Below are 14,747 nucleotides of genomic sequence, written 5' to 3' on the forward strand. Positions count from 1 at the left end.
CTGACCTCTGTGTTGTAGGATAAAGAAGGTAAGGTTTGGCGTTATTTGAGCCGATCACAGCCAATCGTGAACGTCATGTGATGGCGCGCCTGCGGCGCAAGAAAAATCACATCAATGCCAGAGTTGAACGCATCAGGTGGACAACTCATCGGTTCAGCGGCCAGGCCAGTGCGGCCAAGTTTTTCGCCGCTGTAAATTTGCAGCCAGGGTTGATCGCTGCGTAAGAAAACCGAAAGTGATTGGTGTGGGCAGGTTAATCGCACCGCCCATTCGCGTCCGGCCGTGCAGGTGTTCACACTGCAGTCGATCTGCGTCGATGCCAGCCGACGCGGGGTAAGAAAATCCCCTTCAGCAATCGCCGCGGGCAGCGTAAGCAGGCAGTCATCGACCTGGGTCATGTTGCAGGTCAGATAAGGATGCGAGCCAACTCCGTAAGGCGCGGGTTGATTGCCCACATTCTGGCTGCTGAGGGTGACCTGTAGGCCCTGCGCGGCATCGAGCCGGTAAGTGGCCTGCGACAGCAATGCAAATGGGTAGCCGTAACTGGGCGGCAGAAATACCGTTAAGGTCGCCTCGCTGTCTGTCTGTTTGGTAATCTGCCAGTCACGCCAGGCCAGCAAGCCGTGAATGGCGGTGCCCCCTTCGTGGTCGTTGATTGGGAGCTGAAGCAGATTGCCGTTATGACGCCAGGTTCCCTTCGCGATGCGATTGGGCCAGGGAATAAGCACTTTGCCCATATGCGCCAGTGGCATGATTTCAGGCGGATGTGGGAGCACCAGGTGGTGGTCAGCGTGCCTCAACTCAGCCAGGCCGGCACCCACGGTAACGATTTTTGCCTGATAGTCTCCGGCACGAAGAACAAGGGTTTGTCCGCTGCTGTGCATAGCTGGTACTCCCGTTTTTAGGTTTTTTAGGGATTATTTCGCGTTACAGTCCAGTAAGCCTGCCGCCACAGCCGGTGCCAGACCCGGAGCCAGTGGAAGGCGCGGGATCACCAGGCAATGCAACAGGTGATAGATATCCTGTTTGCCGTCCCACACTTTGGTGGTCACCTTGTTTTCGCAATCCAGCTCTTGCCACCATGAGCCGTTCTCGAAATCCATCATGTAGGTGATGCAGTAATCCCACCATTTCTGGTACCAGGCTTCGTATTGCGCTTCACCCGTGACGGTATATAAGGCGTAAGCCGTGCCCATTGCCTCGACCACGGGCCAGCGCACTCTTTCACTCACCACCGGCTTGCCGTCCCAGTCCACGGTGTAAACAAAGCCGTCTGCGCCATCCGGCGCCCAGGCATCGCGAATGGTGGCGTGGAATAAGCCTTTCGCATCTTCAATAAGCCAGGCCGGGGGCGTTTCGAAGCGCGCCTCCAGCGCAGCATGCAGATGCAGCATCAGGCGTCCCCACTCAATCCAGTGTCCCGGCGTACCGCCGTAAGCCCGGAAGCGGTGAGCCGGATTCTCTTTGTTGTAATCGCGCAGGGGATTCCAGTCAGTATCGAAGTGCTCATTGACCCGGTACTCACCGTTGCGCGCGACGTCGTGAATAATCACCGAGGTGACACGCAGGGCGCGGTCCAGCCATTTCTTATCGTGCGTGACGTCATAGACAATCAGGAAGGCTTCCACGGCGTGCATATTGGCGTTGCCGCCACGGTAGTCTTCTGTTTTGCTGAAGGCTTCATCCCAGGACTCCAGGCACATCTGCTCGTCTTCACTCCAGAAGTACCGCTCGATCACGTCGATAGCGTCATTCAGCAACTGACGGGCAGCAGGATGCCCCGTCGTGACCGCGCTGGCCGCGCCCAGTAGCACGAAAAAGTGCTGATAACCCTGCTTGGAGGCATCGACAACACCTTCATCGTTTACGCAGGCGTACCAGCCGCCGTACTTTTTATCGCGCAGCGCGCCATTCAGGGCGTTAATACCGTGTTCGACCAGTGAGTAAGCCCCCGGGCGGCCCATTGAGGCGGCCACGGCATAGACATGCAGCATGCGTGCGGTAATCCACAGGTGCGTACCCATATCAGGTTTTACCTGGCCGGTATTTCCCAGCCAGCCAAATCCAGTGGGTACCGCTGCGTTTTTACCAAAATCGAGAATTCGGTCCGTTTCCTGTTCGAGCCAGCGGTTGTGGCTCAATGTGTTAAACCATTTCATGTGCTTTTGCCCTCTTAACGTTTAGCCATCATTTCATCTACGATCTCGCCCAGCCGTTGCAGCCTGGGGACGGAGACATCCCGTAACATCAGGTCGGTGTCAGGTAATCCGATGACGGAAGACCAGACGGCACGCCCGGCCAGGAAGCCCGATGCGCCCGCCTGCATGGCCACCCGGACGGCGCGCGGGAACAATTTTTCATCAATGCCCGACGAGAGGATGACCCACGGCATGGCGATCCGATCGTTGAGCTTTTGCGCTGCCGCCAGCAGATCAGACTGTGTGCCTTTGCCAAACAGCGGCATTTCCACCTTGTAGAGATCCGCTCCGCTGTTGCCTAATTCTGTGGCGGCATCGAGGATCGCCTGCTCGCGATCAAAGCGATCGCCACGACGCGGCGGTCTCACCACCGGTTCGATAATGCTGAGCAGTCCATGGCTGTGGCAGCGCGCGTTGAAGGCCTTAACCATGTCAAGACGCTGCTGCGGATCTTCATCACTGCGCCACAGCACCAGCAGCTTGAGCGCCTTCGCGCCGTCACGCTTTACCGCCGCCGGATCGACGTTTTTATCGATCACCACGCTGTCTACCGGGATGCCATTGCCTGGAATAAATTCATCTGCCGCGACGATCAGGCCGCAGCCGGGGGCAACCGCTTGCTGCTCGACGATTTGCTGAAAACAAAACTGTTGATCGACCAGGATCGCCGAGGCATAGGGCGATAAAACAGTGGCGGCATTGACTTTAAACTCGGTCAGCACGCGATCGCTGACCGGAAGTGACGCGCCAGCGGCGGCGAACATCAAACGCATCGCCTCACGCTGATCGACTGCGAGCATGGCGAAACCACCTGAAGGTCGGGTGATATCGTTAAGGGTGTAATGAGTCATGCTTCTTTCCTCTGAGTAAGCGTCACAATGTGTTGGAAGTGGTAAGGCCCGCGCTGGCGCGAACATGTTCGAGAATGGCGGTCCAGTCCTCGCGTCCGCGTCCGGCAGCGCGGGCCTGGTTGTAAACTTCACGTGAGGCCGCGCCAAGCGGCATCGGTACATGCAGCTGGTTGGCGACATCCAGCGCAATCCCTAAGTCCTTGTGGGCCAGATCGATCATAAAGGCCGGTGAACAATCCCCTTTCAGGACCTTGTTGGGCCAGGTCGTGGTGAAATGCCCTTTGCCCGCAGGCGTGCCGTTCATCACCTGCAGCGCGACGTCAAACGACAGTCCTAACCCTTCACACAGCACCGCCGCTTCCGCAGAAAGCGCATTCAGCGCGATGCTCATGTAGTTGTTGATCAGCTTGACGCGAATCCCCATGCCAGGCCCGCCGGCAGGGATCAGCGCATCACCCATCGCCATTAACACCGGCCTTGCCCGCTCAATCTGTTGTGGCGTGCCGCCCGCCAGCAGCAGCAGCGTTCCGGCTATTGCGTGGTCAGATGTGCGCCCCACGGGCACGTCCATCATGCTGAAACCGCGAGCGGTCATTTCGCCGATCAGCTGATCGGTTTGCAGCGGATGGATCGTCGACATATCAATCACCAGCGCATTGGGTGACAGCGTGGTGCAAATCCCCTGGTCGCCAAACAGCACATCACGCACTAAGTCGCCGTTGGGCAGCATGGTGATCGCAAACTCGGCCCCTGTTGCCGCCTCGGCTGCGGAGACGGCCGCCCGGGCACCCTTGTCGGCCAGCCGCGCGACCGCCTGACGATCCACATCAAAGACGTTGAGCTGATGGCCTTGCTTAAGCAGATTGCTTGCCATCGGCCCGCCCATTTGCCCCAACCCAATAAAAGCAATTACCGACATAGCGCTCTCCCAAACCCTGTGATTGTCATATTTTGTCATCATGGATGATATTTACTGTCTGCTTTCGATCATATTTGTAATTTATGGTCAAAAAATTGACAGGTGTCACTTTTAAAACATTTGATGAAATTAAAATGACAGCACTGAAAAAAAGGGAGGAAGGGTCATGACACGTATTGCTTGTGTAGGGATCGCCGTATTAGATCGCATTTGGTATCTGGATACGTTGCCGCATCAGGGCGGAAAATATGTGGCAAACAACTATCGGGAAGTGGGCGGTGGTCCGGCGGCCACCGCGGCGGTTGCTGCCGCAAAGCTGGGCGCAGAGGTGGATTTTATTGGTCGCGTGGGTGACGACGACACCGGTAAAAGGCTGCTGTCTGAATTAAATCAGTACGGCGTAAACACCCGCTATACAAAGATTTATGAAGCCGCCCGCTCTTCGCAATCCGCGATTCTTGTGGATGCCGAAGGGGAACGCATGATTGCCAACTACCCTAGCCCGGACTTACCGGAATGCGCAGACTGGTTAACAAAAATCGACTTTTCTCAATGGGATGCAGTGCTGGCAGATGTTCGCTGGCATCAGGGCGCAAAGCGCGCATTTATCCTGGCACGTCAACAGGGCGTCCCAACGATTCTGGATGGGGATGTCACCCCGCAGGACATTGGTGAGCTGGTGGCGTTAAGCGATCATGCGGCATTTTCAGCTCCTGGTCTGCAACGTCTTACCGGTCTGGAGGGAGAAACGGCGGCGTTGAAAAAAGCACAACTGCTCACAAATGGTCATGTCTATGTGACGCAGGGCGTACAGGGCTGTGTCTGGCTGGAAGCTGGCACGCTGCAGCATCAGCCGGCTTTCGAGGTGAAGGTGGTCGATACCACCGGCGCGGGTGATGTCTTTCATGGCGCGCTGGCCTTCAGGCTGGCACAGAACGGCGCAGTCGCCGAGGCGGTACGTTTTGCCAGCGCGGTGGCCGCACTAAAATGTACCCGGCCGGGTGGACGCGCGGGGATTCCGGATTATGATCAGACCTGTTCTTTTATGTCAGTTAATGTATAAACTGTGAGCCATGGTGGTATTTAGAGAACAACCCATGATCCTTACGGACGTAACCGGTAATCCCCGCCACGATCGTTTACTCAGGCTGATCGCCGAACGTGGCTACATGAATATTGATGAACTTGCCTTGCTGCTCGACGTTTCCACACAAACGGTACGCCGTGATATTCGCAAGCTTAGCGATCAGGGATTAATCACGCGCCATCACGGTGGCGCAGGGCGTGCATCCAGCGTAGTGAATACCGCTTTTGAACAGCGGGAAGTCTCGCAGACGGAAGAAAAACGCGCCATTGCTGACGCAATTGCGGACTATATTCCTGATGGCTCAACGGTATTTATCACCATTGGCACCACGGTTGAACACGTCGCCCGGGCGCTGTTGAACCACAAGCATCTGCGCATCATTACCAACAGCCTGCGGGTTGCCCATATTCTGTATAAATGCCCGCAGTTTGAAGTGATGGTGCCGGGCGGCACGCTGCGCCCGCACAACGGTGGCATTATCGGCCCGGTCACCACCGCTTTTGTCGCCGGTTTTCGCGCGGATTATCTGGTCACCAGCATGGGCGCGATTGAAAGTGATGGTGCGCTACTGGAATTTGATGTCAATGAAGCCTGTGTGGCGCAAACCATGATGACGCACGCGCGTCATATTTTGTTAGCGGCAGACCACACCAAATTTCAGGCCTCGGCAGCGGTAGAAATGGGCAGTATAAAGCAGGCGACCGCGCTGTTTACGGATAAACTGCCCGCAGCGGCCCTGCAAAATTTACTGAAAGCCCATCAGGTAGAAATTATCCAGGCTACGCCAGGCGGCGATGAGGATGCCTGAATAACTAACCCCGGCCGCGCCGGGGTTATCAACATCGTTAGCGGAACTTCTTGTGGTTTTCGTTACGGATCGCAGCCAGTTTTTGCGCTTCTGCTTTGGCTTCATCCAGCTTGCCCTGCTTCGCCAGTGCATCGGCTTTATCAATCTGGGCAATCAGGTCATCCATGCCTTTATGGAAGTCTTTCATTTCCGGGCTGTCAGGTGCTTTGCCTTCCAGTTTATCCGGGGTGCCTTTTTTGGCATCCTCGGCTTTGGCACGCAAATCACTCAACATTTTGTGCAGCTGATCGGCGCTTTTCGCCCCGTCCAGTGACTTGTAGATACCCGACATATCTTTCATATCGTGCTCAAGAGAGGCAGCACCGGCGGTAACGCTAACGGATAAGACGGCTACAGCGAACAACGACATAAGCTCTTTACGCATGCTCAGCTTCCTTTTTATTGTGGGAATGCTTTTTATAAAAAAACGGAGGGTCGATGCCCTCCGCTTGCTATCGCATAAACAACTTAAAAGAGATTTTACTGTCCGGCAATATACATTTCGGGGAGTAAGACCGAGCCGCACTGAATATTGCTGCGGGTTTCGATGTCATCGCCCACGGTGACGATGTTTCGCCACATGTCGCCTAAGTTGCCAGCAATGGTAATTTCGCTTACCGGATACTGGATTTCACCGTTTTCAACCCAGAAGCCCGCCGCGCCGCGTGAATAGTCACCGGTGATCGCGCTGACGCCCTGTCCCATCAACTCGGTCACCACCAGGCCGGTTCCCATCTGCTTCAGCAGATCGTTGAAGCTGTGTCCCTGACCGGCGATGCGCCAGTTGTGAATACCGCCCGCGTGGCCGGTGCTGGTTAAGCCCAGCTTGCGCGCTGAATAGCTGGTCATCAACCAGGTCTGCAGCACGCCATCTTTGATGATGTCGCGAGCCTCAGTACGCACGCCTTCGCTGTCAAACGGCGTCGATGCTAATCCTTTTAACAGGTGCGGCTGCTCCTGGATGGTAAGCCATTCCGGCAGAATCTGTTTGCCCATGGCATCCAGCAAAAAGGTGGATTTGCGATAAACGCTGCTGCCGCTGATGGCACCGACCAGATGCCCAAACAGGCCGGTCGCCACTTCGGGTGCAAAGATCACAGGCGCTTTCATGGTGTCGAGCTTACGTGGCGCAAGGCGCGACAGCGTCCGACGCGCGCATTCCGCACCAACCCAGTCAGGGCTTTTTAAATCTTCGATGGCACGCCCAATGGTGTAAGCGTAGTCACGCTCCATATTGCCGTTCTGCTCAGCAATCACGCAGCTGGACAGCGAATGGCGGCTGGAGCAGTAGCTCTGTAACATGCCATGGCTGTTGCCGAACACTTTGATACCGACGTGACTGTTAAAGCTGCCGCCTTCGGTATTGGTGATGCGCTTGTCTGCCTGCAACGCCGCCTGCTCTGCCTGCGCCGCCAGTTTGATGGCATAATCGGCATCGATCTCCCACGGATGATAGAGGTCAAGATCCGGAGCCTGATAGGCCAGCAACTCGGCATCCGCCGGTCCGGCAAAGGGATCGGGTGACGTGTAACGTGCGATATCAATCGCCGCCTGCACGGTCCGTTTAATCGCATCCGGGCTAAGATCGGTCGATGAAGCACTGCCTTTGCGGTTTTGATGATAAACGGTGATGCCCAGTGCGCCGTCACTGTTGAATTCGACGTTTTCTACTTCGCCGTAGCGGGTGCTCACACCGATACCGGTGGTCTTGCTCACCGCGACTTCCGCGCCATCTGTACTTGCTTTTGCCAGTTCAAGCGCCTGTGCAATTGCCTGTTCCAGTGCTTTTCGCTGTTCTGCAACTTGAGTTGATACGTTCATCGACCTGCCGTCTAATCTTATGGTTGAATAATTTGAGTCTATCAGAGTCAGAGAACAATTTCGCAGTCACCCGATAAACTGGTAGGATTAGCCTCTTTTTTTTGGAGCCAGATATGACAAAGCAGCCTGATGAGTGGCTCGACGATGTACCCGATAATCACGAAGAAGACGAAGAAGAGATTATTTGGGTTAGTAAGAGCGAAATAAAACGCGATGCGGAAGAGCTAAAACGCCTGGGTGCCGAACTGGTCGACCTGGGTAAAAACTCGCTGGATAAAATCCCGCTGGATGAGCGTTTACGTAACGAGATTGAACTGGCACAGCGCATTAAGAAAGAAGGCCGCCGCCGTCAGTTACAGCTCATCGGTAAGCTGTTGCGCAGTATAGATGTTGAGCCAATCCGCATTGCGCTCGACAAACTCAAGAACCGCCATAATCAGCAGGTCGCCCTGTTTCACAAACTGGAAATGCTGCGCGATCGCCTGATTGATGAAGGTGATGAGGCGATGACAGACGTGATTGCCCTTTATCCGCAGGCGGACCGCCAGCAGCTACGTAGTATGATTCGTAATGCGCAGAAGGAAAAAGCGGGCAACAAGCCGCCGAAATCCGCCCGTCAGATTTTTCAGTACCTGCGTGAGTTAGCAGAAACCGTCTGACCTTTCCTGGTATTTGCGGCTGAGCAACGCCCAGCCGCAGGGTTTTCTTCTCCCATCAGAGGGAGAGGAAATGATCCGCTACCGATTAGCGATCCAGACGATCCAGCAGCTTTTGATGAATCCCACCAAAGCCCCCGTTGCTCATGACCAGCACAGAATCCCCCGGCTGAGCCGTTTTTGCGATCATCTCAACCAGCGTATCAATATCCGCGCTACAGTGAGCAGGCTGCATGCAGGCATCTGCAACATCCGCCACCTGCCACGGAATATGTCCCGGCTGGAACAGGAACACTTCGTCGGCGCGTGCCAGTGATGGCGCAAGCTCGTTTTTATTCACGCCCATTTTCATGGTGTTTGAACGTGGTTCCAGTACCGCCAGAATACGCGCGGTTCCGCCCACTTTACTGCGCAGTGCGCTGAGCGTGGCAAGAATCGCGGTAGGATGGTGGGCAAAGTCATCATAAATTTTGATGCCGTTTACCTCACCGCGCAGTTCAAGGCGACGACGGGCATTGATAAAGCTGCCCAGCGCCTGGCTGGCGTCTTCCGGCTTCACGCCGACGTGGCGCGCTGCCGCAATGGCCATCAGGCCATTGTGCATGTTGTGCTCGCCCACCAGCGCCCAGTTCACTTCGCCAACGTTCTCGCCATCAAGCAGAACTTCCCAGCGTGATGCATCCGGGGTCAGTTTTTTCGCCTGCCAGTGACCGCCATCGCCGACGTGTTCCTGTTCACTCCAGCAGCCCATTGCCATCACCTGTTTCAGATTAGGATCGTGCTCTGGCAGCAGGATCTTGCCCTGGCCTGGTACAATGCGCACCAGATGATGGAACTGTTTCTGGATCGCCCGCAGATCGTCAAAAATATCGGCATGATCGAATTCCAGGTTATTCAGGATCAGCGTGCGGGGGCAGTAATGGACGAATTTGGAACGCTTATCAAAAAACGCGCAGTCGTATTCATCCGCCTCAATTACAAAGAATGGGCTTTTTCCTAATTTTGCAGAAACATCGAAGTTGCCGGGCACACCACCAATAATAAAGCCAGGTTCCAGGCCACAGGCCTCAAGAATCCACGCTGCCATGCCTGCCGTGGTGGTTTTACCGTGGGTACCCGCCACGGCCAGCACCCAACGGTCGCGCAGCACAAAATCGTGCAGCCACTGTGGGCCTGAGAGGTAAGGAATATTACGTTCCAGCACCGCTTCCACACAGGGATTCCCGCGCGTCATGGCGTTGCCGATAATGACCAGGTCCGGTACAGGATCAAGCTGACTTGCGTCGTAACCCTCTGTTAATGCTATACCTTGCTGCTCAAGTAAGGTGCTCATCGGTGGATAGACGTTGGCATCTGAGCCTGTCACCTGATGGCCAAGCGAGCGGGCCAGCATGGCCAGTCCGCCCATAAAAGTGCCACATATCCCAAGGATGTGAATGCGCATAACGAAGTCCATAACTCAAAAGTTCGGCGCACAGTGTAACCTTGCTTGCACACGGAAGAAACGGATTAGGACTATGGTTTTTAAAGTTCAATCGGCTAAACTGCGTACGCATCCACGGGCAGTTAAGTATGCCGCTGCCACTCCATCGATGATTCAGGGAATGTGTTATGAAAACGTTGGGCGAATTTATCGTCGAGAAGCAACACGACTTTCCGCACGCCACAGGTGAACTGACGGCACTTATCTCAGCCATTAAGCTGGGCGCTAAAATTATTCACCGTGATATTAACAAAGCCGGTCTGGTCGATATTCTTGGTGCCAGCGGCGTTGAGAATATTCAGGGTGAGCAGCAGATGAAACTGGATCTGTTCGCCAATGAAAAACTCAAAGCAGCACTGAAAGCACGTGGCATCGTTGCCGGTATCGCCTCTGAAGAAGAAGATGAGTTTGTGATCTTTGAAGGCGAAGAAAACGGTAAATACGTCGTCTTGATGGACCCGCTTGATGGGTCGTCGAACATCGATGTTAACGTCTCCGTCGGCACCATTTTCTCTATCTATCGTCGCGTTAGCGAACCGGGTACGCCGGTTGTCGAAGCCGACTTTATGCAGCCGGGCAATAAGCAGGTTGCCGCCGGTTACGTGGTTTACGGCTCATCCACCATGATGGTGTACACCACCGGTTGTGGCGTACATGCGTTTACTTACGATCCGTCTTTGGGTGTGTTCTGCCTGAGCCATGAACGTATGACCTATCCGGACGTGGGTTACACCTACTCCATTAACGAAGGTAACTACATTCGTTTCCCGCAGGGCGTGAAAAAATACCTGAAATTCTGTCAGGAAGAGGACGTGGCGACTCATCGTCCTTACACCTCACGTTATATCGGTTCTCTGGTGGCGGATTTTCACCGCAACCTGCTGAAGGGCGGCATCTATCTCTATCCAAGCACTGCCAGCCATCCTAAGGGTAAACTGCGCCTGCTGTATGAGTGCAACCCAATGGCATTCCTGGCTGAGCAGGCTGGCGGTAAAGCCAGCGATGGTCAAAACCGTATTCTGGATATTCCACCGGTCACATTGCACCAGCGTTGTCCGTTCTACTGTGGCAACACCGCCATGGTAGAGGACGTGGAGCGTTTCCTGGGTGAGTTCCCCGATTGCCGTCAGGGCTAAAAACGAAGGGCGCGATATTCGCGCCCTTTTTGGTTTACGACTGCTGTAGCCTGAATTGTGCCATCGCAGCCTGTAACTGCTCTGACTGCGACTCCAGTGAATGGGTCGCGGCGGTTGCCTGTTCCACCAGCGCCGCGTTCTGCTGCGCTGCTTCATCCATTTGCGTCACTGCAAGATTGACCTGATCGATACCACGACTCTGTTCTTCTGAGGCCATGGAAATCTCTTTCATCAGCGCCGTAACCCGCATGACTTCACCGGCGATCTCATCCATCGTTTCGCCCGCGCGCGTCGCCATTTCACTGCCCTCTTTGACCCGCGTTTGTGAGTCGCTGATCAGCGTACGAATCTCTTTGGCCGCACTGGCACTGCGCTGCGCCAGCGTACGGACTTCGTTGGCGACGACGGCAAAACCGCGCCCCTGTTCTCCGGCGCGTGCCGCTTCAACCGCCGCGTTCAGGGCAAGGATGTTGGTCTGGAAAGCAATGCCGTCAATCACGCTCAGGATATCGCCGATGCGGTTAGCGCTGTCGGTGATTTCATGCATTTTTTCCATCACGTAATTCACCACTTCCGCACCGCGATCGGCACTTTCAGACACGGCGTTAGCCAGCTGATGTGCCTGTTGGGCGTTGCTGGCGTTGAGACGGACGGTGGCCGTCAACTGCTCCATGCTGGCAGCCGTTTGCTCCAGCGATGCAGCGGACTCTTCCGTACGTTGAGAAAGATGCACGTTGCCTGCCGCCAGTTCACGGCTGCCGATATCGATCTTCAGGCCGGCTTCACGGACCTGATTAACCGATTCACGCAGTGCGTGCTGCATGCCTGCCAGCGCATTATTCAGTCGGCCTAGTTCATTATTGCCCGCCAGCGGTAAGACCTGAGACAAATCGCCCGCCGCAATCTGCTCCAGGTGAGTAATCGCGTTGTTTAACGGCGTCAGCAGCATACGGCGTAACAGTACCCAGGCCAGCACCAGAAGCAGCAGTGACAGCAGCACGGCGATGGCAATCAGCACCTTCATCATGATTTCGTTACGCTGGGCTTCAGCCAACTGCGCATGCGTAATTTCATCGGCTTTTTTACCGAAGGTTTCTACCGCATTGCTGTATTTCACTGACAGCGGCTCCAGTTTGCCTTCCAGCAACTGGTAGTATTCATCGTTATACTGTTTATCCAGCGCCTTCATCATCGGCAGGATGCCCTGATCAAGGTAGTCCTTATAGCTTGATGCAATCGCATCGGCCATAATCTTCCCTTCGGCAGTCACCGTACCGGCATCAACAAAACGCTTAAGATTCTGTTGAGATGCCACCACATCCGCCTGCGCGGTTTTGGTGATGCTTGCTCCCTCATCCAGTAAACCAATCTCAATTTTACGCACTGCCAGCGCAGCACTGGCACGTGCGCGCATTAAATCGGCATTACTTTGATACAAGCTGTTTAACTCAATCCCCTGAATGCGGTTAACCACATCCAGCGAACGATTCCCCTTATTAATTGCCACAATGCCCATCACACTCACCGCCAACAGCAGCAGTGTCATGAACGCCAGCAACGCCAGCAACCCCGTGCGCAGTGATAACTGTTTCATCTTGATCGTTTCCGTATGAGTAGTAAAAGGCGAAATAATTTCGACAACCCTTAAACGGAAAAAGTATCGGCAATGACCTGGCTAAACTTTAACGTCAATAGATGATTAACATCTCTATTACCGTTAACCTGTTAATGAAACTGACCGGTTATGTGGGTAAGCCAAAGAGGAAAAGCATGAAGAGAGGGTTAATACTGGCGCTGGTGGTTAACTGCGGAGGCGCATTCGCGCAGCAGTCCGATATCGATCTTCAGCTAAATCAGTGCCTTAATAAAGCCAGCACCACGCTTGCAATGGTGCAGTGTAATGACAGCGCCATGAAAGGCTGGGATAAGGAAATGAACACCCAGTACGGTTTACTGATGAAAAAATTAAGCGGTGAACCTAAGGATAAATTGCGTGCGGCACAGCGGGCCTGGCTCAGCTACCGTGATGCCTGGCTGGCCGCCAGCCGCAGCCAGCTCAGCACCCAGGGCACACTGGGGTCCGTTGCGCTCGGCACACAGGGCATTGCGCTGGTGCGCGATCAAACGCTGATGCTGCAATCTTTAAACAAAGGCAGTTGCGCTAACCCCGACGATTGTTGATTAATGTCAGTTCGTTACTGGCTATTCGCCGACGTTTTCATTTACCTGCAGGAAAAAATCATGGCTGCTTATGCCTCCACGCTTATTTTAATCGGCCTTGCCGTGCTGAGTTACTTTGTTCACAACACCGCCGTAACCCTTTCTATATTGATTCTGCTGGCCATTAAACTGACTCCGCTGGCGCAGTTCTTTCCTTACGTGGAAAAACAGGGCATTACGTTAGGCATTATCATTCTTACGGTGGCAGTCATGGCACCGCTGGCGAGCGGTTCGCTGCCTGCGTCATCACTGCTGAAGTCCTTTGCCAGCTGGCAGTCGATTGTGGCGATTCTGGTAGGCATTTTTGTCGCCTGGCTGGGCGGACGTGGCGTGAGTTTTATGAGCGTACAGCCTTCCGTTATTGGCGGATTGTTAATGGGGACGGTGATTGGTGTGGCGTTTTTCCGTGGCGTCCCGGTAGGGCCACTGATTGCTGCGGGCATTGTTTCCTTGTTTATCACCGCCAAATAGCGTTGAGGAGCATTCTGAAACGCCAAAAAGGGGGCGGACTTTCACAGTCAGTTGGCTATAATAACCGACACTCAACATACGACGACTAAAGGAATACCCGATGAGTTTGAACCAGGTGCCAGCAGGTAAAGACCTGCCAGAAGATATCTACGTAATTATTGAGATCCCGGCCAATGCCGATCCGATCAAATATGAAGTTGATAAAGAGTCTGGTGCCCTGTTTGTGGATCGCTTCATGTCCACTGCGATGTTCTATCCGTGCAACTATGGTTACATCAACCATACCCTGTCGCTGGATGGTGATCCGGTCGACGTGCTGGTACCAACCCAGTACCCACTGGAGCCAGGCTCAGTCATCCGTTGCCGCCCAGTTGGCGTGTTGAAAATGACCGACGAGTCAGGTGAAGATGCCAAACTGGTTGCCGTTCCGCACACCAAGCTCACCAAAGAGTACGATCACATTAAAGATGTGAACGACCTGCCAGAACTGCTGCGTGCGCAGATCACCCACTTCTTTGAGCACTACAAAGATCTGGAAAAAGGCAAATGGGTTAAGGTTGACGGCTGGGATAACGCTGAAGCGGCAAAAGCCGAAATCATCTCTTCTTTCGAGCGTGCGGCTAAGAAGTAATTCTGTATCCTGGCTGCGTGATTCATCTCAGCTGAACAGATAAAAACACCGTCCAACTGGACGGTGTTTTTATTCAGGCTTTCGACTCCTCATCACGCTTCAGCCAGTCACCACTCATAATACGCTGGCGTCCTGAGACTGAACGTTGATAGACATAAAGCCATGCGCTACCGAACGGCGTCTGAATCAGATGACGTTTGTATTCTCCACCTTTAGTACGAAGCGCATCTAACTCGGCGAGGATGGAGGCATCAATCCGGTATACTTCGCAATATACCTTTCCTTCGCCATTAACCACGCCGGGATAGTGACCAAGACTGTAGAGTTCATAGCCCTCAATCTGATGGTCACCCAACCATTGCGCGTGTGTCATCCAGTGACTGTTTCCCTGTTTGCGCCGTAAACTGCCATAGACAATTATTCGCAT

At 54.2% G+C, this 14,747-nt stretch carries 16 protein-coding genes; 7 read left to right on the plus strand and 9 right to left on the minus strand.

What is annotated here, in order from left to right:
• Positions 1-41: 41 nt before the first annotated feature.
• The 4 genes from A6A26_RS02730 to yihU are packed head-to-tail and all read right to left on the minus strand — an operon-like array spanning position 42 to position 3,968.
• Entirely contained in the window at positions 42-884 is an 843-nt protein-coding gene (locus A6A26_RS02730) for an aldose-1-epimerase (protein WP_063877381.1), read from the minus strand.
• 33 nt (positions 885-917) lie between these two features.
• Entirely contained in the window at positions 918-2,159 is a 1,242-nt protein-coding gene (gene yihS / locus A6A26_RS02735) for a sulfoquinovose isomerase (RefSeq protein ID WP_063877382.1), read from the minus strand.
• A gap of 14 nt (positions 2,160-2,173) precedes the next feature.
• A complete protein-coding gene (gene yihT / locus A6A26_RS02740; protein ID WP_063877383.1) occupies positions 2,174-3,049 on the minus strand; it encodes a sulfofructosephosphate aldolase in 876 nt (291 codons plus the stop codon).
• Between the two features lie 22 nt (positions 3,050-3,071).
• A complete protein-coding gene (gene yihU, locus A6A26_RS02745; protein WP_063877384.1) occupies positions 3,072-3,968 on the minus strand; it encodes a sulfolactaldehyde 3-reductase in 897 nt (298 codons plus the stop codon).
• A gap of 166 nt (positions 3,969-4,134) precedes the next feature.
• Between yihU and A6A26_RS02750 the strand changes: the two genes are divergently transcribed.
• Together A6A26_RS02750 and A6A26_RS02755 are read left to right on the plus strand one after the other, a co-directional pair.
• Positions 4,135-5,031 (plus strand): sugar kinase, encoded by an 897-nt coding sequence (locus A6A26_RS02750; protein WP_063877385.1) that lies wholly within the window; start codon positions 4,135-4,137, stop codon positions 5,029-5,031.
• Positions 5,032-5,065: 34 nt separating this feature from the next.
• Positions 5,066-5,863 carry a DeoR/GlpR family DNA-binding transcription regulator gene (locus tag A6A26_RS02755; RefSeq protein WP_063877386.1) on the plus strand — a complete coding sequence of 266 codons (798 nt, stop codon included), beginning with the start codon at positions 5,066-5,068 and terminating at the stop codon, positions 5,861-5,863.
• A gap of 37 nt (positions 5,864-5,900) precedes the next feature.
• Here the strand turns inward: A6A26_RS02755 and cybC are convergent, their stop codons facing one another.
• A complete protein-coding gene (gene cybC / locus A6A26_RS02760) occupies positions 5,901-6,287 on the minus strand; it encodes a cytochrome b562 (protein ID WP_063877387.1) in 387 nt (128 codons plus the stop codon).
• A 95-nt stretch (positions 6,288-6,382) separates the two neighbouring features.
• Positions 6,383-7,723, minus strand: coding sequence for a metalloprotease PmbA (pmbA, locus tag A6A26_RS02765; RefSeq protein ID WP_063877388.1), 1,341 nt, complete (start codon positions 7,721-7,723; stop codon positions 6,383-6,385).
• Positions 7,724-7,836: 113 nt separating this feature from the next.
• Between pmbA and yjgA the strand changes: the two genes are divergently transcribed.
• Positions 7,837-8,382 carry a ribosome biogenesis factor YjgA gene (gene yjgA / locus A6A26_RS02770; protein WP_063877389.1) on the plus strand — a complete coding sequence of 182 codons (546 nt, stop codon included), beginning with the start codon at positions 7,837-7,839 and terminating at the stop codon, positions 8,380-8,382.
• 85 nt (positions 8,383-8,467) lie between these two features.
• On the opposite strand, the gene mpl is transcribed toward yjgA, so the two are convergent.
• Positions 8,468-9,823, minus strand: coding sequence for a UDP-N-acetylmuramate:L-alanyl-gamma-D-glutamyl-meso-diaminopimelate ligase (mpl, locus tag A6A26_RS02775; RefSeq protein WP_063877390.1), 1,356 nt, complete (start codon positions 9,821-9,823; stop codon positions 8,468-8,470).
• 167 nt (positions 9,824-9,990) lie between these two features.
• Here mpl and fbp point away from each other — a divergent pair, with 167 nt between their 5' ends.
• Positions 9,991-10,998, plus strand: a complete 1,008-nt coding sequence (gene fbp, locus A6A26_RS02780) for a class 1 fructose-bisphosphatase (protein WP_063877391.1) — start codon at positions 9,991-9,993, stop codon at positions 10,996-10,998.
• Positions 10,999-11,032: 34 nt separating this feature from the next.
• Here the strand turns inward: fbp and A6A26_RS02785 are convergent, their stop codons facing one another.
• The gene (locus A6A26_RS02785; protein WP_063877392.1) at positions 11,033-12,592 is read right to left on the minus strand and encodes a methyl-accepting chemotaxis protein; all 1,560 of its coding nucleotides are present in this window, start codon (positions 12,590-12,592) and stop codon (positions 11,033-11,035) included.
• A 176-nt stretch (positions 12,593-12,768) separates the two neighbouring features.
• On the opposite strand from A6A26_RS02785, the gene A6A26_RS02790 reads away from it, so the two are divergent.
• The 3 genes from A6A26_RS02790 (at position 12,769) to ppa (ending at position 14,320) form a co-directional block, all read left to right on the plus strand.
• Positions 12,769-13,179, plus strand: a complete 411-nt coding sequence (locus tag A6A26_RS02790; RefSeq protein WP_063881037.1) for a lysozyme inhibitor LprI family protein — start codon at positions 12,769-12,771, stop codon at positions 13,177-13,179.
• A 60-nt stretch (positions 13,180-13,239) separates the two neighbouring features.
• Positions 13,240-13,689 (plus strand): DUF441 domain-containing protein, encoded by a 450-nt coding sequence (locus A6A26_RS02795; RefSeq protein WP_063881038.1) that lies wholly within the window; start codon positions 13,240-13,242, stop codon positions 13,687-13,689.
• A gap of 100 nt (positions 13,690-13,789) precedes the next feature.
• On the plus strand, positions 13,790-14,320 hold the full coding sequence (gene ppa, locus A6A26_RS02800; RefSeq protein ID WP_063877393.1) for an inorganic diphosphatase: 531 nt from the start codon (positions 13,790-13,792) through the stop codon (positions 14,318-14,320).
• 73 nt (positions 14,321-14,393) lie between these two features.
• On the opposite strand, the gene A6A26_RS02805 is transcribed toward ppa, so the two are convergent.
• Entirely contained in the window at positions 14,394-14,747 is a 354-nt protein-coding gene (locus A6A26_RS02805) for a gamma-glutamylcyclotransferase family protein (RefSeq protein ID WP_063877394.1), read from the minus strand.

Origin of the sequence: Pantoea sp. OXWO6B1, assembly GCF_001641135.1 — a bacterium.
Classification (GTDB): Bacteria; Pseudomonadota; Gammaproteobacteria; order Enterobacterales; family Enterobacteriaceae; genus Pantoea; species Pantoea allii.